Raw genomic sequence first — 17,875 nt, 5'->3', positions numbered from 1 at the left:
CAAAGTCCAACTTGCATTTCAGGAAACTTCATCGCCGTTCGCGCGCACTGGCCGGCCGCTGGCTGACGGGCGTGCACGCCTATACCGATACCCTGGCCCAGCGCCGCCCTTTGTGGATGGTCAGCCTGGCCATCGACGAAACGAATCTGTCCGAAGGCTTGCGGGCCGCCTGCGCCTCGAGCGCCATGCTGCTGCTGGGCCTGCTGTTCGACCACCCCGATTTTTCCTGGGCCGCCATCGGCGCCTTCTGGACCTGCCTGGCGGATGCGGCCGGCACGCGGCGCATGCGCTTCGTCTCGATGGTGGGCTTCGGCTTGCTGTCCACCGTGGCCGGCGGCCTGACGGCGCTAGCGGCCGGGCATGGCATGGCGACGGCGGCCATCGCCGTGCTGCTGTTTTCCTGGGCCGGCGCGCTGGCGCGCATCTGGGGCGCGGCCACGGCGCAAGTGGCCATCCTGGCGGCCACGGCCTGCGTGGTGATGGTCACGCATCCGCTCGCATCGATGACGCAGACGGCGCCTTTCCTGGGTCTCTACATGTTCGGCTGCCTGTTCGCCACCGTGCTCAGCTTTACCGTCTGGCGCATCCACCCGTTCGGCCCGAGCCGGCGCGCCATCCGCGCCGCGTATTCGCGCCTGGCCGGCATCGCGCGCGACAATGCGCGCTTCCTGGAACAGGGGCCGGCGTTGCCGGACGCGGCCGCGCATGGCGCCAGCTACCGTTCGCAGGCGCGCGCCGCGCTGGAAGCGGCGCGCGTGGCGCTGGCCGCCGTGCCGCCCGCGCGCGCGGGCCGCAGCGCCCTGTACGACAACCTGCTGCTGGCACTCAGCGATGCCGAGCGCATCTTTGCCTATTTGATCGCCGTCACGCATACGTGCGAGCGCGAGCAGCAGCGCCTGCGCCAGGACCCGCGCGCGCGGCGCAGCCTGGAAGTGATGGCCGTGCTGCTGCGCCGCCTGGGGCAAGCCGTGCAGCGCCAGCCGGAAACGCCACCGCTGGCATTGCAGCGCCGCCTGGCCGGCTGCGGCCGGCGCCTGGAAGCGGCGCTGGGCGCCTTGCTGCCGCTGCGCCTGAACGTGGAATTCATGGACCTGGGCATGCCGCGCGCGACGCAGCTGCCGTGGCGCGACGCGGCCTTCCTGGCGCTGGGACAGGCGTGGCAAACGCTGAAGGTCAACGCTACGCCGCAGTCGCTGAGCTGGCGCCATGCGGCGCGCGTGTCGCTGGCAACGACGGCCGGCTTTCTGCTGGTCGAGGCGCTGCATATTCCCTTCGGTTACTGGGCCACCATGGCCACCTTGCTGATCCTGCAGCCATCCGTGTCGACCACCTGGCCGCGCGGCATCGAACGGGTGGCGGGCAGCGTGCTGGGCGCCGTGCTGGCCGTGCTGATCGGCCTCGTCATCCACACGCCGCTGGGCATCTCGCTGGTGGTATTTCCCCTGATCGTCGCCACCATGGCCTTGCGTCGCGTCAGCTACAGCCTGCACGTGTTGTTCATGACGCCGGCCTTCGTGCTGGTGGCCGACTATGCGGCGCCGGCCAGCGAGATGGTGTATGCGATGAGCCGCCTGGGCAACAATGTGCTGGGCTGCCTGCTGGCCCTGCTGGCCACGTTTTTCCTGTGGCCCGACCGCGAGGCGGACGACCTGGACCAGCGCCTGGCCAAGGCCGTCTCGGCCAACCTGAAATACCTGCTGGCCGTGCTGGCGGCGGGAGGACGGTGGGATAGCGCCATCGCGCGCCTGCGCCGCGAGGCGGGGCTGGCCAGCAATAACGCGGAACAAGTGTTGCAACGCCTGCGCATCGAGCGACGCCTGGACCGCAGCAGCGGCGTGGGCCTGGCGGCGCTGCGCACCTTGCCGCTGCTGCGCCGCGTGGCGGGCAGCACGGCGCGCATCAGCCTGAGCCCGCAGGCCGAGCCGGCGCCGCCCGAATTGCAACGGTGGATCGCCGCCGTCAGCGGGGAAATCGATGCCTTGTTGCGCGGCGAAGCCGATGCCGGCGCGCCTGGTCCGTGCATCGCCGACAGCCTGACGCCGCTGCAAGCCGATGCCGTGGCCCAGGTGCAACTGCTGCGCGGCTTGCTGCGCGAGCATGTGCTGGCGCTGGAGAACGGCGCGCGCTGAGCGCCTCGCGCCGCGGCGTTTTTTCGCCGTGGTATGGCCGCTCGGCCGGCTGCGCCCGCAACCGGCCTCTACTGCTGCGGCGCCGATATTGTATAGACGTTTTATGCGCCGCAATCTCTCCAAATGCCACATTCCATGGGCTTTCCCGATATATTTTCAAAAGTGAAAATTTATCTGATGGAAACGTTGACTCTAAAATAAGTGCGGTCTATATTCGATTTTGCAGGATGTAAATTATATAAAGTAATAAGCATCGCACTGCAGATGGCATTTTTTTCAAGTCAATCGAAAGGTAGAAAATGTTTAAGAAGATCGCACTTTTCCTGTTCGCCCTCGGTGTCAGCGCGTCCTATTCGGTGGGGGCGGCCGGCACCAGCTTGAGTGATTGCCAGCGCGAGTGCTTTGGCGCCTTTACGGATTGCATGGATTCCGGTCATTCCAATACCACATGCAAGGCATTGTTAAATGCATGCAAGGCCGAATGCGCCTTGAATTAAGAAAACTGGGTTTGCAGGGGGAACAATCGCCCCGGCTTGGAAGTAACGACGTCAAGGTGGCTTCATGATGCAAAAGAAAATTAAAACCATCGCCATGTATGGCTTGATCCTGGCCGCCGGCCTGGGCAGCGGTTATGGCCTGTCCTTGTTGCCCGGCTTGTTCAAATCGAATTACACCGAGGGCAATTACGCCGCGTATTTCCCGAATGCCCAGGCCAAAGTGGTGCTGTACGGTACGGACTGGTGCGGCTATTGCGCCAAGACGCGCGCGTACTTCAAGGAAAACAAGATCGACTTCGTCGATCTCGATATCGAGAAATCGCCGGAAGCGAAAAAAGCCCATGAAGAACTCGGCGGTGGCGGCGTGCCCGTGGTGTTGATCGGCAACCGCAAGATCCAGGGTTTCAATACGGGCGCGCTGGAAGCGGCGCTGAAAAAAATCTGACTCACGGATGGCGCGTAAGAGACGGCGCGCCATGGCTGTTGCTCATCGTCTGACATTTCTACAAAGGAGTACCGATGTTTAAGAAGCTGGGTTTCTTTTTGTTTGCCATGGGCGTCAGCGCCTCGTATGCGATCGCCGGCGGCGGCGAGCCGGAATGCTATTTGCAATGCGATGATGGGCTGGACCAGTGCATGACGGATCATCCGAAGTCGCCAGGCGCCTGCACCAAGATCCATCAGATGTGCTACGACCGCTGCGATCCGTACTTGCCGTAAATTTGCCGTCAATGATGATTGCCGGCCTGCCCGTATCCTGGCCAGGCTGGCATAGGCGGCTTATCCCCGCGTGCGGTCATGCCGCCACAGCACGTCGCTGCCGCCGGCAAAGCGGTTGAGCACGCGCGACAGCACGAACAGCAGGTCCGACAGGCGGTTCACGTATTGGCGCGGATGCTCGTGCAGGGGTTCCGCATTGGCCAGCGCGACGATGCTGCGTTCGGCGCGGCGGCACACGGTGCGGCACACGTGCGCCTGCGAGGCGGCACGCGAGCCGGCCGGCAGGATGAATTCACTCAAGGCGGGCAAGTCCGCATTGTATTTCGCCAGCAGCTCGTCGAGGCGCAGCACGTGCTCTTCCTTGATCAGCTGGTAGCCGGGGATGCAGATTTCTCCGCCCAGGTCGAACAGGTCGTGCTGGATGGCCACCAATTCCTCGCGCAAGGCGTCGGGCATGGCTTCGCACAGCAGCAAGCCGATATGCGAGTTCAGTTCGTCCACGTCGCCCATGGCGTGGATGCGGACATTGTCCTTGCTGGTGCGGCTGCCGTCGCCCAGGCCGGTGCTGCCATTGTCGCCCGTGCGCGTGGCGATTTTCGAAAGTCGGTTGCCCATGATGTCGATCCTGTAAAGAAGAATGGGGGCAGCATACGACACTGCGCGCCGCCTGGCCGCGGATTTGCGGGCAAATCGGACAAAAAATGCGCTGCGCGCCACTTTTGTGCTTACAATCGTTGCACGCCCATGTCCATTTGCCCCCATCTTATGCTCAATGCCGCCCCTGAATCCGGATTGACCGCCGCGCGCCAGCAAGCCGTCGTCGCGGCCCTGCTGGCCGTGCTGCCGGCCCGCTGTGTGCTGTCCGATGCGGAAGACACGCGCCCGTATGAATGCGATGGCCTGGCCGCCTACCGCCAGTTGCCGATGGTGGTGACCTTGCCGGACACGGAAGAACAGGTCATCGCCATCCTCGGCGTCTGCCGCGAACTTGGCGTGCCGATCGTGCCGCGCGGCGCGGGCACGGGCCTGTCGGGCGGCGCCTTGCCGATCGCCGACGGCGTGGTGCTGTCGACGGCGCGCCTGAACCGCATCGTGCGCCTCGATGCGTATGCGCGCACGGCCGTGGTGCAGCCGGGCGTGCGCAACCTGGCCATTTCCGAAGCGGCGGCGCCCTACGCGCTGTACTACGCGCCCGATCCCTCGTCGCAGATCGCCTGCAGCATCGGCGGCAACGTGGCGGAAAACTCGGGCGGCGTGCATTGCCTGAAGTACGGACTGACGGTGCACAACGTGCTGCGCGTGCGGGTCGTCACCATCGATGGCGACGTGCTGGAACTGGGCGGCGAGTGCCTCGATGCGCCCGGTCTCGACCTGCTGGCCGTCTTCATCGGCTCTGAAGGCATGCTGGGCATCGTCACGGAAGTGACGGTGAAACTGATACCGAAACCGGCCACGGCGCGTGTCATCATGGCGTCCTTTGACGACGTCGTCACGGGCGGCAATGCGGTGGCCAACGTGATCGCCGCCGGCATCATCCCGGCCGGACTGGAAATGATGGACCAGACCTCGTCGCGCATGGTCGAACCGTTCGTCAAGGCCGGCTACGACATCGACGCGGCGGCCATCTTGCTGTGCGAAGCGGACGGCACGCACGAGGAAGTGGAAGAGGAAATCGCCCGCATGACGGCCGTGCTGGAAGGGGCGGGCGCCAGCGCCATCGCCGTGTCGCAGTCGGAAGCGGAGCGCATGAAATTCTGGTCCGGCCGCAAGAACGCCTTTCCCGCCGCCGGGCGCATCTCGCCCGATTACTACTGCATGGACGGCACCATCCCGCGAAAAAAACTGGCCGAGGTCCTGACCGGCATCGCCGGCATGGAAACGACGCATGGCTTGCGCTGCGCGAATGTGTTCCATGCGGGCGACGGCAATCTGCACCCGCTGATCCTGTTCGACGCCAACGTGCCCGGCGAATTCGAACGTGCCGAAGCGTTTGGCGCCGACATCCTGGCCCTGTGCGTGGCCGTCGGCGGCACCATCACGGGCGAACATGGCGTGGGCATGGAAAAGATCAATTCCATGTGCGTGCAATTTACGCGCGCCGAACTCGATGCCTTCTTTGCCGTCAAGCGCGCCTTCGATCCCCACGCCTTGCTCAACCCGGACAAGGCGATTCCCACTTTGAACCGCTGCGCCGAATTCGGCAAGATGCATGTGACGGCGGGGTGCCTGCCGTTCGCCAACCTGCCCCGTTTTTAACCGCCGGAGACTCCTTTGCAAGCGATCATGGAACAATTCAGGCAGCAGATCCAGGCCGCCGGCGCGGCGGGCGAGCCCTTGCGCCTGCGCGGCGGCGGCACGAAAGACTGGTATGGCCAGCGACTCGATGGCGAGGTGCTCGACACGCGCGCGTATGCGGGCATCATCGACTATGAACCGACGGAACTGGTGATCACGGCCCGCTGCGGCACGCCGCTGGCCGAGATCGAGGCGGCGCTGGCCGCGCGCAAGCAGATGCTGGCCTTCGAGCCGCCGCACTTCGGCCACGGCGCCACGGTCGGCGGCGTCGTCGCCAGCGCGCTGTCCGGGCCGCGCCGGGCCAGCGCGGGCGCGCTGCGTGATTTCGTGCTGGGCGCCGTGCTGATGGATGGCCATGGCGAGCGCCTGGCCTTCGGCGGGCAGGTCATGAAGAACGTGGCCGGCTACGATGTCTCGCGCCTGCTGGCGGGCTCCCTGGGCACCCTGGGCCTGATCCTGGAAGTGTCGCTGAAGGTGCTGCCCTTGCCGCTGCGCGAAGCGACCTTGCGCCTGGAGTGCGCGGAAATCGCCGCCTTGCGCATGCTCAATGAATGGGCGGGCAAGCCGCTGCCGATATCGGCCAGCTGCTGGCATGACGGCGTGTTGACGGTGCGCTTGTCCGGCGCCGAGGCGGCCGTGTCGGCGGCGCTGCGCGCGCTGGGCGGCGAAGTGCTGACAGCCGAAGACGCGGCCGCCTTCTGGGTGTCCGTGCGCGAACAGACGCACGCTTTCTTCGCGGGCGCCGGCAGCCTGTGGCGCCTGTCGCTGCCGCCGCACGCCAGCGCCATGATACTGAAAGGGCGCCAGCTGATCGAGTGGGGCGGGGCGCAGCGCTGGCTCAAGCTCGATGGCGACGCCGATGCGGACGGCGCCCGGCACATCCGCCAGGCCGTCGCTGCCTCGGGCGGCCACGCCACCCTGTTCCGCGGCGGCGACAAGGCCGTGGGCGTGTTCCATCCGCTGGCGCCGGCCGTTGAAAAAATCCACCAGCGCCTGCGGCAGGCTTTCGACCCGGCCGGCATCTTCAACCCGCACAGAATGACTTGAGCGCATGCAAACCAATCTCGCCGATTTCATCAAGAATACGCCGGCAGGCGACGAAGCCGAAGCCATCCTGCGCGCCTGCGTGCATTGCGGCTTTTGCACGGCCACCTGTCCCACCTACCAGTTGCTGGGCGATGAACTCGATGGCCCGCGTGGCCGCATCTACCTGATCAAGCAGGTGCTCGAAGGCGCGCCCGTCACGGCCAAGACGCAGACGCACCTGGACCGCTGCCTGACCTGCCGCAATTGCGAGTCGACCTGCCCCTCCGGGGTGCAGTACGGGCGCCTGGTCGACATCGGCCGCAACGTCGTCGAGCAGCGCGTGCAGCGCCCCTTGCGCGAGCGGGCGCTGCGCTTCGCCCTGAAGGAAGCCTTGCCGCGCCGCTGGCTGTTTAAGCCCGTGTACAAGGCGGGACAGGCGCTGCGGCCGCTGCTGTCGAAAGGCTTGCAGGACAAATTGCGCCCGGGCGCCGCCGCCGGCGCATGGCCCGCGCGCCGGCACGCGCGCACCATGCTGCTGCTCGACGGCTGCGTGCAGCCGGCCATGTCGCCCAACATCAACGCGGCCACGGCGCGCGTGTTGGACGCCCTGGGCGTGCAGCTGGTTGTCGCGCCGAAGGCCGGCTGCTGCGGCGCGCTGCGCCATCACCTGAACGACCAGGAAGCGGCGCTGGACGACATGCGCCGCAATATCGACGCCTGGTGGCCTTACGTAGACTGCGTGGACAGCGCCGAGGCCATCGTCATGACGGCGTCCGGCTGCGGCGCCACCGTCAAGGAATACGGCCACCTGCTGGCGCACGACGCGCAGTATGCGGAGAAGGCGCGGCGCATCGCCGCACTGACGCGCGATCTGTCCGAGATCATGCCGGCGTTTGAAAACGAGCTGGTGGCGCTGCTGCAAGGGCGCATCGGCAAGCGGGTGGCGTACCACCCGCCTTGCACCCTGCAGCATGGCCAGCAGGTGCGCGGCAAGGTGGAGCAGGTGCTGCGCGCCGTCGGCGTCGATGTGCGCCTGTGCGCCGACAGCCATCTGTGCTGCGGCTCGGCGGGCACGTACTCGATCCTGCAACCGGCGCTGTCGCAGCAGCTGCGCGACAACAAGGTGGCGAACCTGGAAGCGTGCGAGCCGCAGATGATCGTGTCGGCCAATATCGGCTGCCTGAGCCACCTGCAGTCGGGCACGCAGACGCCCGTGCGGCACTGGATCGAGTTGATCGACTCGGCCTTGACGTCCGTCAAATAGGCGTTTCGCTGTACTGCGCGATGCGCCACTGCGGCGCCGGGATGAAATTGTTCGCCCACTCCAGCACGGCGTCGGCCGGCATGGGGCGGGCGATGCCGTAGCCTTGCGCCAGGTCGCAGCCCAGCTGGATCAGGCGCGCGCCATGTTCGACGCTTTCCACGCCTTCGGCGATCACCGTCAGGCTGAAGGAACGGGCCAGGCCGATGACGGCCCGCACCAGGTGCAGGTCGTCGCGGTCGTTGAGCATGTTGCGCACGAAGCTTTGGTCGATCTTGACGATGTTCGCCGGCAGGCGTTTTAAATAGGACATCGACGAGTAGCCGGTGCCGAAATCGTCGAGGGCGAAGGTGATGCCCAGCGCCTGGCAGGCGCGGATGATGCGGCGCACGTCCTCGATGTCGTGCAGGGCCGACGATTCGAGGATTTCCAGTTCCAGCATGCTGGCGCGCACGCCGGGAAATTCGCCGAGGATGCTTTCCAGGCGCGAGACGAAGTCGGGTTGCTGGAAGTGGCGCGCCGCGATATTCACGCTGACCACCCAATGCTTGCCTGCCGCGCTCCAGCGCTGCATCTGCCACAGGGCCTGGCGCAGCACCCATTCGCCGATGTCGATGATCAGATCCGTCTGTTCCACCAGCGGCAGGAATTGCGCCGGCGCCAGCACGCCGCGGCGCGGATGCTGCCAGCGCAACAGCGCCTCCATGCCCACCACCGTGCCGGCGCGCATGTTCACCTTGGGCTGGTAGTACAGCCGCAGTTCGCCATTGATCAGGGCCTGGCGCACTTCCGTGCGCTGGTTGTGGTGGGTGCGCACTTCTTCATCGAGATTGGTGTCGAAGAAATGATACTGGTTGCGTCCCGTCAGTTTTGCCTGGTAGACGGCGTGGTCGGCGTGGCGCAGCAGGCTTTCCGTATTCAAGTCCTTGCCCGCGTAGACGGCGATGCCGACACTGGCCGTCATGTGCAGCGCCTGCTGGTCGCACTGGTAGGGGCGGCTCAGTTCCTGCATCAATTGGGTGATGTTCTGTTCGATGCTGGCGATGCTGGCCTGGCCGCACAGCAGCATGACGAATTCATCGCCCCCCAGGCGCGCCGCATAATGGACCTGGCCCGTAAAGCCGTGCAGGCGGCCGGCCACCTGCTTGAGGATTTCATCGCCCGCCTCGGCGCCGTAGCGGTCGTTGATGGCCTGGAAGTGGTCGAGGTCGAACAGGCAGACGGCCAGCAGGCGCTGGCGTTCGCGCGCGAGGAACAGTTCCTGTTCGAAGCGGGCGGCCAGCGCGGCACGGTTGGGTAAGCCCGTCAGCACGTCATTGTAGTTTTGCCACGACAGCTTTTGCAGCGCCTGCTGCATGTGCACGGTTTCGTTCAGCTGTTCGCCCAGCTGGCGCTGGCTGGTCTTCAACGAGTTCAACAATTGTTCGATATCGCCGGCCATGCCGTTGAACGACTGCGACACGGCTAGCGCCTCGGGCGTGGCGCCGGCGGCCAGGCGCACGGCAAAGTTGCCTTCGCGGAAGCGGTCGGTCGCGTGCACGAAACGCGCCAGCAGCTTGCGGTGCGACGCCAGGATCAAGCCCAGCAGGAGGAAGACCAGCACGATATTGATGGTGCTGAGAACGGCCTGCTCGCGCACCCTGTGCCACACCTGCGCCAGGGGCAGGCTGGGCGTGTAGTGCAGGTCGAGGATGCCATCGCCGCCGTCCGGCAGCGCCACGGTCAGGCGGCTGCGGATGGCCGTGATGCCGGCCAGGCGCGCGAACCAGGCCGGCGCGCCGTCGGCCAGGGTGTCGGCCAGTTTGCCGTCGGCCAGCACCTCGACGTGCCCGCCAGCCGTGTCCCAGCGCGCGGAGGCGAGACTGCGGTTCAGCGGCAGGGCGCTGCGCAGCACTTGCCGCACGCTGTCGTGCACCGCCAGCCGGTCCGCGTGCACGGCCAGCGGCAGCACGCTATTGGCCAGGAACAGGTCGAGTTGCCGCGCTTCGCTCTGGTAGCGCGCATTGGCCAGCGCCGTTTCCGTACCGAGCAGGGCGTGATAGCGAACGGCGGAAACGGCGAGTATCAGGAAGAAAATAGGAGTGAAGAGGCGGGAATACATGCCCATCCGCATCCATGACGATATTATTTTCCCAAAGACTGGCATCGTTTTTTGATCGATATCTGCAAATAATTATGCAAACATTATCACCGAAATTTGCTATTGGAAACACAATATTGATATCAAGCATGAAATAAATGCGGATAGCTTGATTTCGGCGATTATTGTTTTTAATCAAATCGTTGAATCGCTATTCCTGTAGCAATTGCCGAATGTCGGCCGCCAGGCTGGCCGGCTTGCTGGTCGTCGCATAGCGGCGAAACACGCTGCCATCCTTGCGCACCAAAAACTTGGTGAAATTCCATTTGATCGACTGCGTGCCCAAGATGCCGGGCGCCGCCTGTTTTAAATGCGCAAACAGGGGATGGGTGTGCGGGCCATTCACGTCGATCTTGGCAAACAGGGGAAAGGTGACGCCGAAGTTTTTTTCGCAAAAGGCGCCGATCTGTGCGTTCGAGCCCGGTTCCTGCTGGCGGAATTGATTGCAGGGAAAACCCAGCACGACCAGGCCCTGCTCGTGGAATTCGCGGTACAGCGCTTCGAGCCCCTGGTATTGCGGCGTGAAACCGCAGGCGCTGGCCGTGTTGACGATCAGCAGTACCTTGCCCCTGTATTGCGCCAGGTCGATCGGCGCGCCGTCCAGCGCCTCGGCCTGGAAATCGTGGATGCTGCTCATGTCAGAGGAGTCCCAGTGTGGTGGCGCCCGTTTGCGGGGCCGGTTCCGGCGCCATTGCGCCCTTGAGTTTGATCGCCAGGCGCAGGTCGTTGACGGAGTCCGCATTGCGCAGCGCGTCTTCATGGCTGATGGCGCCCGCTTCATGCAGGTCGAACAGGGCCTGGTCGAAGGTTTGCATGCCATGTTCGTGCGATTTCTTCATCAGTTCCTTGATCTCGTGCACCTGGCCTTTGAAGATCAGGTCGCTCATCAGCGGCGAGTTGAGCAGGATTTCCAGCGCCGCCTTGCGCCCGCCGCCTTCCTTGTTGGGGATCAGGCGCTGCGAAATCATGCCCTTCAAATTCAGCGACAGATCCATCAGCAGCTGCTGGCGCCGCTCTTCGGGGAAGAAATTGATGATGCGGTCGAGCGCCTGGTTGGCATTGTTCGCGTGCAAGGTCGCCAGGCACAGATGGCCCGTCTCGGCGAATGCAATGGCGTGGTCCATCGTGTCGCGGTCGCGGATTTCGCCGATCTGGATCACGTCGGGCGCCTGGCGCAGGGTGTTTTTCAGGGCCGTGGCCCAGTCGTCCGTATCGACGCCCACTTCGCGCTGCGTGACGATGCAGTTGCCGTGCGGATGGATGAATTCCACGGGGTCTTCGATGGTGATGATGTGGCCATGGCTGTGCGCGTTGCGGTGGCCCACCATGGCGGCCAGGGTGGTCGACTTGCCGCAGCCCGTGGCGCCCACCATGATGACGAGGCCCCGTTTGCTCATCACGATGTCTTGCAGAATGGCGGGTAAACCGAGTCCCTCCAGGGTGGGGATGGCGGTATTGATCAACCGCAAGACCATACCTGCCTGGCCCATCTGCACGAAGGCGGAGACGCGGAAACGCCCCAGTCCTTCCGGGCTGATGGCGAAATTGGCTTCGCGGCTGGACTCGAACTCGGCCGCCTGGCGCGCGTTCATGACGGCGCGCACGTAGCCGGCCGCCTGTTGCGCGGTGAGCGCGCCGCCCGCCAGCGGCGTCAGCTTGCCGTCGAGCTTGATGGCGGCGGGAAAGCCGGCCGTGATGAACAGGTCGGAGCCGCCTTGTGCGCGCATCTGCGCCAGCAGCGCGTGCATGGCGCCATAGTGTTCGTGCGTCGTCTGCATGGCTTATCCGGGGAAGTTTTCAGGCGACTTGGCGGCCGATCGGGCCGTTTCCGCCGAGATCGTGCCGCGCCGCACCAGGTCGGCGAGGCACTGGTCCAGCGTCTGCATGCCCACGTTGCTGCCCGTCTGGATGGCCGAATACATCTGCGCCACTTTCGCTTCGCGGATCAGGTTGCGCACGGCCGGCGTGGCCAGCATGATTTCATGGGCGGCCACGCGGCCCGCGCCGTCCTTGGTTTTGAGCAAGTTCTGCGAGATGACGGCTTGCAAGGATTCGGACAGCATGGCGCGCACCATTTCCTTTTCCTCGGCGGGAAAGACGTCGATGATGCGGTCGATCGATTTGGCCGCCGACGAGGTGTGCAGGGTGCCGAACACGAGGTGGCCCGTCTCGGCCGCCGTCAAGGCCAGGCGGATGGTTTCCAGGTCGCGCAATTCGCCCACCAAAATCACGTCCGGGTCTTCGCGCAGGGCCGAGCGCAGCGCGTTGCTGAACGAATGCGTGTGCGAACCCACTTCGCGCTGGTTGATCAGGCATTTCTTCGGTTCATGCACGAACTCGATCGGGTCTTCGATGGTCAGAATGTGGTGATTCAGGCGCTCGTTGACGTGGTTCACCATGGCCGCCAGGGTGGTCGACTTGCCCGAACCCGTCGGGCCCGTCACCAGCACGAGGCCCCGCGGACGCATGGCCAGCTCGCCGAAGATGCGCGGCGCGTTCAGGTCTTCCAGGGTCAGCACCTTCGATGGAATCGTGCGCAGCACGGCCGAGGCGCCGCGTTCCTGGTTGTAGGCGTTGACGCGGAAGCGGGCCAGGCCGGGAATTTCGAACGAGAAATCGCATTCCAGCGCTTCTTCATACGCCTTGCGCTGGCTGTCGTTCATGATGTCGTAGATCATGCCGTGCACTTCCTTGTGCTCGAGCGGCGCCACGTTCAGGCGGCGCACGTCGCCGTTGACCCGTATCATCGGCGGCAGGCCGGCAGACAGGTGCAGGTCGGAAGCCTTGTTGCTGACGGAGAAAGCGAGTAGTTCGGAGATGTCCATTTATAATCCCTGTGCCTGCATTGATGGGCTGGCGCACCGTGCCGCCGCCCCTATACACTAGAAAATGATTATGTCCACAATCGAACAGAACTTGCAAGCCGTGCGCGACAGTATTGCGCAGGCGGCCCTGGAGGCGCGGCGCGCCCCTGGTGACGTGACCCTGCTGGCCGTCTCGAAAACCTTCGGCGCGGACGCCGTGCTGGCAGCCATGCGCGCGGGCCAGGCGGCGTTCGGCGAAAACTATCTGCAGGAAGCGCTCGACAAGATCGCCTTTGTGAAGGAGGCCGCGCCGCAGCACGCTCCGGCATGGCACTTCATCGGCCCCATCCAGAGCAACAAGACGCGCCCCATCGCCGAACATTTTGACTGGGTGCATACGGTGGAACGGGAAAAGATCGCCGCGCGCCTGTCCGGGCAGCGCCCGGCCGGCTTGCCGGACTTGAATATCTGCCTGCAAGTCAATATCAGCGGCGAAGCCAGCAAGAGCGGCGTGACGCCGGCTGACTTGCCGGCGCTGGCGCATGCCGTGGCGCGGCTGCCCCGTCTGCGCCTGCGCGGCCTGATGGCCATTCCCGAGCCGGAAACGGATGTCGCCCTCCAGCGCCGGGCCTTTGCGCAATTGCGCGCGCTGTACGAACAATTGAAGGCGGACGGGCTGGCGCTCGACACCCTGTCGATGGGCATGTCGGCCGACTTGCGCGCCGCCGTGCTGGAAGGCGCCACCATCGTGCGCGTGGGCAGCGCCATTTTCGGTTCCCGCCATTATTCCTAACTAATAGAAAGAATCACCATGACGACAGAATTGAACATCGCCTTCGTGGGCGGCGGCAACATGGCGGCGGCCCTGATCGCCGGCCTGGCAGGCAAGCTGACCCTGGGCGGCAACATCCACGTGATCGACCCGCATGCGCCCGCGCTGGAAAAACTGCAGGCGCAGTTCGGCGTCACGACGGCGCCAGCGGCCGGCGACGCGCTGCGCGGCGTGGACGTGATCGTGCTGGCCGTCAAGCCGCAAAGCATGCGCGAGGTGGCGGCGCAATTGCTGCCCTTCCTCGACGGGGAGCGGGCGCCATTGATCCTGTCGATCGCGGCCGGCATCCGCGCCGCGGATCTGTCGCGCTGGCTCGGTGATTATCGCGCCATCGTGCGCTGCATGCCGAACACGCCGGCCCTGATCGGCATGGGCATCACGGGCATGGTGGCCAGCGACGGCGTGAGCGAGGAACAGAAAAAAATGGCGGACGCCATCCTGCGCGCCGTCGGCCAGACCGTCTGGCTGGCTGACGAAGCGAAGATCGACCCCGTGACGGCCGTGTCCGGCAGCGGTCCCGCCTACGTGTTTTACTTTATCGAAGCGATGCAGCAGGCCGCCGCCGAGCTGGGCTTGACGCCGGAGCAGGGCACGCAGCTGGCCATTGCCACGTTTACGGGCGCGGCGCAACTGGCGGCGAACTCCAGCGAGCCCGTGTCGCTGCTGCGCGAGCGGGTCACGTCGAAAGGCGGGACGACGTATGCGGCGCTCACCAGCATGGAAGAGAGCGGCGTGAAGGCGGCCATCGTCAAGGGCATCAAGGCGGCCGCGCAGCGCGGACGCGAGATGGGAGACGAGCTGGGCAAATAAGTTCGGCTTACATCACCTTCACGGCGCGGCCGATGTAAAGCACCGGCCCCGTCGGCCGGCCCGTGGGTGAGCCCGTCTCCGGTTCCAGCGTGATTTCAAACAGCTGTTCCGGCTGCAGCGGCGGCAGCTTGTCCAGGGTCAGCTTGAGGCTCTGCCCCGGCTTGACCAGGCCCAGCGAGACAGGCGCGCCCCAGTCCTTGCCCTTGGTCCAGAATTGCAGCGCTTTTTGTTGCGGCACGGCCGTCGGCCCCAGCGGGATCAGGCTCAGGTCGCGGTTCTTGCCGCCGCGTCCGCCCGCCTGCACGATCCAGCCCGGCGATTTATCCTGCGGCGCCACCAGCACCACCAGGTAGCCGGGTCCGCTTGGCGCTTGCAGCTGCACGCTCACCAGCACGGCCAGCGCGGCCGTGGCCGCCAGCCCGCCGCCGGCCAGCACTCGCCAGAAGGCCAGGCTGTTCCACCACGCCCGCCAGCCGCCCGCCTGCCGCACGGCCGATGGCGTCAACAGGCTGGCGCTGATGCGCGGCCACAGTTGCGCGGACGGTGTTGCGGGCGGCGCCAGCGTCGTCAAGGGCAGCAGACGCCGTTCCCAGGCATCGACGGCGTCGCGCAAGGCGGCGTCGCGCGGCAGGCGCTGCTCCACTTTCGTACGCTCGGCCAGCGCCAAGGTGCCCAGCACGTATTCGCTGGCCAGCCGTTGCAATTGCTCGTCGCTATCGATCATCCCATGCACTCCCGCAAGGCGGCCAGGCCCCGCTTGACCCATGCCTTGACGGTGCCCAGCGGCGCTTGCAGGCGCTGCGCAATTTCACTGTGGGAACAGCCATCGACATAGGCGTACAGGATGCTGTTGCGCTTGGGTTCGTCCAGGTGGCCGAGGCAATCGTGCAGCTTGCCCATGTTCGCCTGCAGGGCGTAGGCGTCCGAGGTGGCGTCGGCATCGTCGCCTTGGCGTTGGTGCAGCAGGGTTTCCACGGTATCCTCGTCGGCCGATACTTCATGCGCGCGGGCGCGCGCCACGTTCAGCGCCTGGTGCCGCACCACCACATAGATCCAGCCCTTGCCGCTGCCGCGCGTGGCGTCGAAACTGCCGGCGCGGCGCCAGATATTCAGGAAGGCGTCGTGCAGCACGTCTTCGGCCAGTGCCCGCTGGCGCACGATGCGCAGGGCCACGCCCAGCAGGTAGCGGCTTTCCTGTTGGTACAGGCCGTGCAATGCCTGCTGTTCGCCCCGGGCGCAGGCGCGCAGGGCGGCATCGTAATCGTAAGGGGCGGCTTGGGCTGGCAAGGTTGGCGCAATCGTCAAGAGTGAACGGTTAGCAAGTTTTTCATGCCAAGTATAGGCCAGAAACCCGCTTGCCAACCGTTGTTTTCCTGTTTTACAACGCCTAGCAAAACCGTAGCGAGCGGAAGGGAGAGGTGGCTAAGAAGCGCAACCGTACTCTAGTACGGTGAGCATCGCAGGCCGCCTATCACGACGCGCAGTAGGTTCTGATAGGTGTGTTCATGCGGCTTTCCAGAAGATATAATCGGCTTGATAGGGCACCCATTGCTTGACGCCAACGGTGTCCATGCCGCAGGGGCTGCTGGGCGCCACGCCGCCGCTGGTGGCCACGCGCTGGATGTAGCTGACGCCCTGCATGGCGCCGCTGCCGGTGGCCGGGTTGGCTTTTACCAGCTGATACGGGATGTTGCCCGCGCCGGCCGGCGCCACGGCCACTTGCGTCGCCGTCACTTTCGAGCCGTCCAGGCTGGCCCAGGTGGCGGGTGGGCCGGCATACGTGCCCACTTGCATGCCACCGCGGTCGTTCAAGGCCGCGTCCGGCCCCACGAAGACCCATTCATGGCCCGTCATGTCTTTTTTCGCCTTGCATTCGTAGGCGATCTTGCCCACGCCCACCGTCTGCATGGCGACTTGGTGGCCATCGGGCACCTTGACGGCGTTCGGCAATTGTTCCTGCGAATAGCGGGCGCTCATGGGGGCGCAGGCGGCCACGAGCAGGGCGGCGCACAGTACGGTGAGTGTAGGGGCGGTATGGCGTGGGGCGATGGTGGCAAGCATGGCGAACTCCTGGTAGTTGGCTCAACCGGCTGGTTGATACCATTACTACGCATGGGCCGGCCATTTGGATGCAGCCAGATAAAAATAGTTTACGGCGGCGTGTCTTTCTTGCTGAACCGCCGCGACAGCGCCAGCACGACGGGCAGGGCGGTCGTCGCGTGCTTGAGCAGCGCGCCGCTGGCCCGCAACAGCGGCAGGATGCGGCGCGGACGCACCAATGCCAGGCCCAGCACGGCGCCCCCCAGCATCAGGGGAATTTTAAAACGCGTGGCCAGGGTGTGGCGCAAGTTGCCGCCCGTTAGCGGTTCCAGCAACTGGCGCGTCTGCACGCCCAGGGCCAGGCGCTGCAGCGCGCATTCGGCCAGCAGCGCGTCGCGCCGCTGCGCCAGGCTGGCGGCCGTGTGGACATGCGACAACTTGGTGGGATGCGTGGTCATGGCCGCTCCGCTCCCCGGCGCGCCAGCAGTTGCAGCTCGTCCAGGTCTTTGTTCAGTTCGGAAAGTGTGAAGGACAGCAGTTTCGGCTTGCTGCGGAAGCTGGCGCGCACGCCCAGCAGGGTGGCGATGGCGGCGCCGATGAAGACGGCGGCCGTGATGGCGATGGCGGCGATGCGGTGCGTGTCCCAGAATAAGACGATGACGAGGAACACGATCAAGACGAGGCCGACAAACAGGCACAACAGTGCCAGCATGGCCAGTGCCAGATAGGACAGGAAGCGCAGCGACTCTTCTTCCATTTCCACGGCCGCCAGGGCCAGACGGGTCTGGACGATGGCGGCGAGGGTCGCTGCGACTTGGGCGACATGGTGCAGGATAGCCATATGCTGCCTTTCGCGTCAGGGGAGACGGCTTGCGCCGTCGGTGCTAGCTAGCGGCGTGACGAGGAAAGCAGCAGGCCGAACAGCACGCCCACGACGGCGCCCGCGCCGACGGCTTTCCATGGGTTGTCCTGCACGTATTCGTCGGTGGCCTTGGCCGCCTTCTTGGTGCGTTCGAGCAAGTCTTCTTCCAGCTTGATCAAGTCTTTCTTGGCCGTTTCCAGGGTGGCGATGAACTTGTCCTTGACGGCCTTGACACTCTCGCCCGTCTGATCCTTGGCGCCATCGAGCCAGCCTTCCGCTTCATTGATGACGGTTTTCAAGTCGCCGACCAGTTTGTCGCGCGCCTTGTCGGCGTCGGCGAGGATGTTGTCGCTGCTGGATTTTCCGGTATGTATCGAGCTCATGTATTACCTCATGGAAGTGAAACTGCACAGTGAAATACCAGTGTAGGCAGCTGCGGCCAGGCGGGGCTTGCGCCGC

The 17,875-nt window shown here is 65.1% G+C and carries 20 protein-coding genes; 9 read left to right on the top strand and 11 right to left on the bottom strand.

Annotation, left to right across the window (positions count from 1 at the left end):
• Positions 1-11: 11 nt before the first annotated feature.
• The 4 genes from J0O65_RS08145 (at position 12) to J0O65_RS08130 (ending at position 3,346) form a co-directional block, all read left to right on the top strand.
• Positions 12-2,129, top strand: coding sequence for an FUSC family protein (locus tag J0O65_RS08145; protein ID WP_251373598.1), 2,118 nt, complete (start codon positions 12-14; stop codon positions 2,127-2,129).
• Between the two features lie 299 nt (positions 2,130-2,428).
• Entirely contained in the window at positions 2,429-2,626 is a 198-nt protein-coding gene (locus tag J0O65_RS08140) for a hypothetical protein (protein WP_215405762.1), read from the top strand.
• Between the two features lie 64 nt (positions 2,627-2,690).
• Positions 2,691-3,071, top strand: a complete 381-nt coding sequence (locus tag J0O65_RS08135; protein WP_251373597.1) for a glutaredoxin family protein — start codon at positions 2,691-2,693, stop codon at positions 3,069-3,071.
• A gap of 74 nt (positions 3,072-3,145) precedes the next feature.
• On the top strand, positions 3,146-3,346 hold the full coding sequence (locus tag J0O65_RS08130; protein WP_215405760.1) for a hypothetical protein: 201 nt from the start codon (positions 3,146-3,148) through the stop codon (positions 3,344-3,346).
• A 60-nt stretch (positions 3,347-3,406) separates the two neighbouring features.
• Here the strand turns inward: J0O65_RS08130 and J0O65_RS08125 are convergent, their stop codons facing one another.
• Entirely contained in the window at positions 3,407-3,961 is a 555-nt protein-coding gene (locus tag J0O65_RS08125) for a cob(I)yrinic acid a,c-diamide adenosyltransferase (RefSeq protein WP_215405758.1), read from the bottom strand.
• A 150-nt stretch (positions 3,962-4,111) separates the two neighbouring features.
• On the opposite strand from J0O65_RS08125, the gene J0O65_RS08120 reads away from it, so the two are divergent.
• Genes J0O65_RS08120 through glcF form a run of 3 tightly spaced genes read left to right on the top strand, consistent with a single transcriptional unit; the run spans position 4,112 to position 7,931 of the window.
• The gene (locus J0O65_RS08120) at positions 4,112-5,602 is read left to right on the top strand and encodes an FAD-linked oxidase C-terminal domain-containing protein (RefSeq protein ID WP_215406012.1); all 1,491 of its coding nucleotides are present in this window, start codon (positions 4,112-4,114) and stop codon (positions 5,600-5,602) included.
• 27 nt (positions 5,603-5,629) lie between these two features.
• Positions 5,630-6,688 (top strand): glycolate oxidase subunit GlcE, encoded by a 1,059-nt coding sequence (gene glcE / locus J0O65_RS08115; RefSeq protein WP_215405755.1) that lies wholly within the window; start codon positions 5,630-5,632, stop codon positions 6,686-6,688.
• Positions 6,689-6,692: 4 nt separating this feature from the next.
• Positions 6,693-7,931 (top strand): glycolate oxidase subunit GlcF, encoded by a 1,239-nt coding sequence (gene glcF, locus J0O65_RS08110; RefSeq protein ID WP_215405753.1) that lies wholly within the window; start codon positions 6,693-6,695, stop codon positions 7,929-7,931.
• Here glcF and J0O65_RS08105 read toward each other — a convergent pair.
• From J0O65_RS08105 to J0O65_RS08090, 4 genes are all read right to left on the bottom strand, one after another.
• The gene (locus tag J0O65_RS08105) at positions 7,924-10,029 is read right to left on the bottom strand and encodes a putative bifunctional diguanylate cyclase/phosphodiesterase (RefSeq protein ID WP_251373596.1); all 2,106 of its coding nucleotides are present in this window, start codon (positions 10,027-10,029) and stop codon (positions 7,924-7,926) included. The two genes, glcF and J0O65_RS08105, sit on opposite strands and share 8 nt — an antisense overlap.
• Before the next feature lie 190 nt (positions 10,030-10,219).
• Positions 10,220-10,705, bottom strand: a complete 486-nt coding sequence (locus tag J0O65_RS08100) for a glutathione peroxidase (RefSeq protein ID WP_215405749.1) — start codon at positions 10,703-10,705, stop codon at positions 10,220-10,222.
• A gap of 1 nt (position 10,706) precedes the next feature.
• Positions 10,707-11,846: a PilT/PilU family type 4a pilus ATPase gene (locus tag J0O65_RS08095; RefSeq protein WP_215405747.1), complete on the bottom strand. Its 1,140-nt coding sequence runs from the start codon at positions 11,844-11,846 to the stop codon at positions 10,707-10,709.
• A 3-nt stretch (positions 11,847-11,849) separates the two neighbouring features.
• On the bottom strand, positions 11,850-12,893 hold the full coding sequence (locus J0O65_RS08090; RefSeq protein ID WP_215405746.1) for a type IV pilus twitching motility protein PilT: 1,044 nt from the start codon (positions 12,891-12,893) through the stop codon (positions 11,850-11,852).
• Positions 12,894-12,963: 70 nt separating this feature from the next.
• Between J0O65_RS08090 and J0O65_RS08085 the strand changes: the two genes are divergently transcribed.
• Positions 12,964-13,665, top strand: a complete 702-nt coding sequence (locus tag J0O65_RS08085) for a YggS family pyridoxal phosphate-dependent enzyme (RefSeq protein WP_215405744.1) — start codon at positions 12,964-12,966, stop codon at positions 13,663-13,665.
• A gap of 18 nt (positions 13,666-13,683) precedes the next feature.
• On the top strand, positions 13,684-14,514 hold the full coding sequence (gene proC / locus J0O65_RS08080) for a pyrroline-5-carboxylate reductase (RefSeq protein ID WP_215405742.1): 831 nt from the start codon (positions 13,684-13,686) through the stop codon (positions 14,512-14,514).
• A gap of 7 nt (positions 14,515-14,521) precedes the next feature.
• On the opposite strand, the gene J0O65_RS08075 is transcribed toward proC, so the two are convergent.
• From J0O65_RS08075 to J0O65_RS08050, 6 genes are all read right to left on the bottom strand, one after another.
• Positions 14,522-15,238 (bottom strand): anti-sigma factor, encoded by a 717-nt coding sequence (locus tag J0O65_RS08075; protein WP_215405740.1) that lies wholly within the window; start codon positions 15,236-15,238, stop codon positions 14,522-14,524.
• A complete protein-coding gene (locus tag J0O65_RS08070) occupies positions 15,235-15,801 on the bottom strand; it encodes a sigma-70 family RNA polymerase sigma factor (RefSeq protein ID WP_215405738.1) in 567 nt (188 codons plus the stop codon). Before J0O65_RS08070 ends, J0O65_RS08075 begins: the two co-directional genes overlap by 4 nt.
• A gap of 216 nt (positions 15,802-16,017) precedes the next feature.
• Entirely contained in the window at positions 16,018-16,575 is a 558-nt protein-coding gene (locus J0O65_RS08065; RefSeq protein ID WP_215405736.1) for a DUF3455 domain-containing protein, read from the bottom strand.
• Positions 16,576-16,664: 89 nt separating this feature from the next.
• Complete coding sequence (locus tag J0O65_RS08060) at positions 16,665-17,012, bottom strand: hypothetical protein (protein WP_215405734.1); 348 nt, start codon at positions 17,010-17,012, stop codon at positions 16,665-16,667.
• Positions 17,009-17,395, bottom strand: coding sequence for a phage holin family protein (locus tag J0O65_RS08055; protein WP_215405732.1), 387 nt, complete (start codon positions 17,393-17,395; stop codon positions 17,009-17,011). The genes J0O65_RS08060 and J0O65_RS08055 overlap by 4 nt, the downstream gene beginning before the upstream one ends.
• A 47-nt stretch (positions 17,396-17,442) precedes the next feature.
• Complete coding sequence (locus tag J0O65_RS08050; RefSeq protein WP_215405730.1) at positions 17,443-17,799, bottom strand: ElaB/YgaM/YqjD family protein; 357 nt, start codon at positions 17,797-17,799, stop codon at positions 17,443-17,445.
• Between the last annotated feature and the right edge of the window lie 76 nt (positions 17,800-17,875).

This window comes from Janthinobacterium sp. JC611, assembly GCF_018682595.1.
Lineage (GTDB): Bacteria > Pseudomonadota > Gammaproteobacteria > Burkholderiales > Burkholderiaceae_D > Janthinobacterium.
This window is presented reverse-complemented; position numbering and strand designations above follow the sequence as displayed.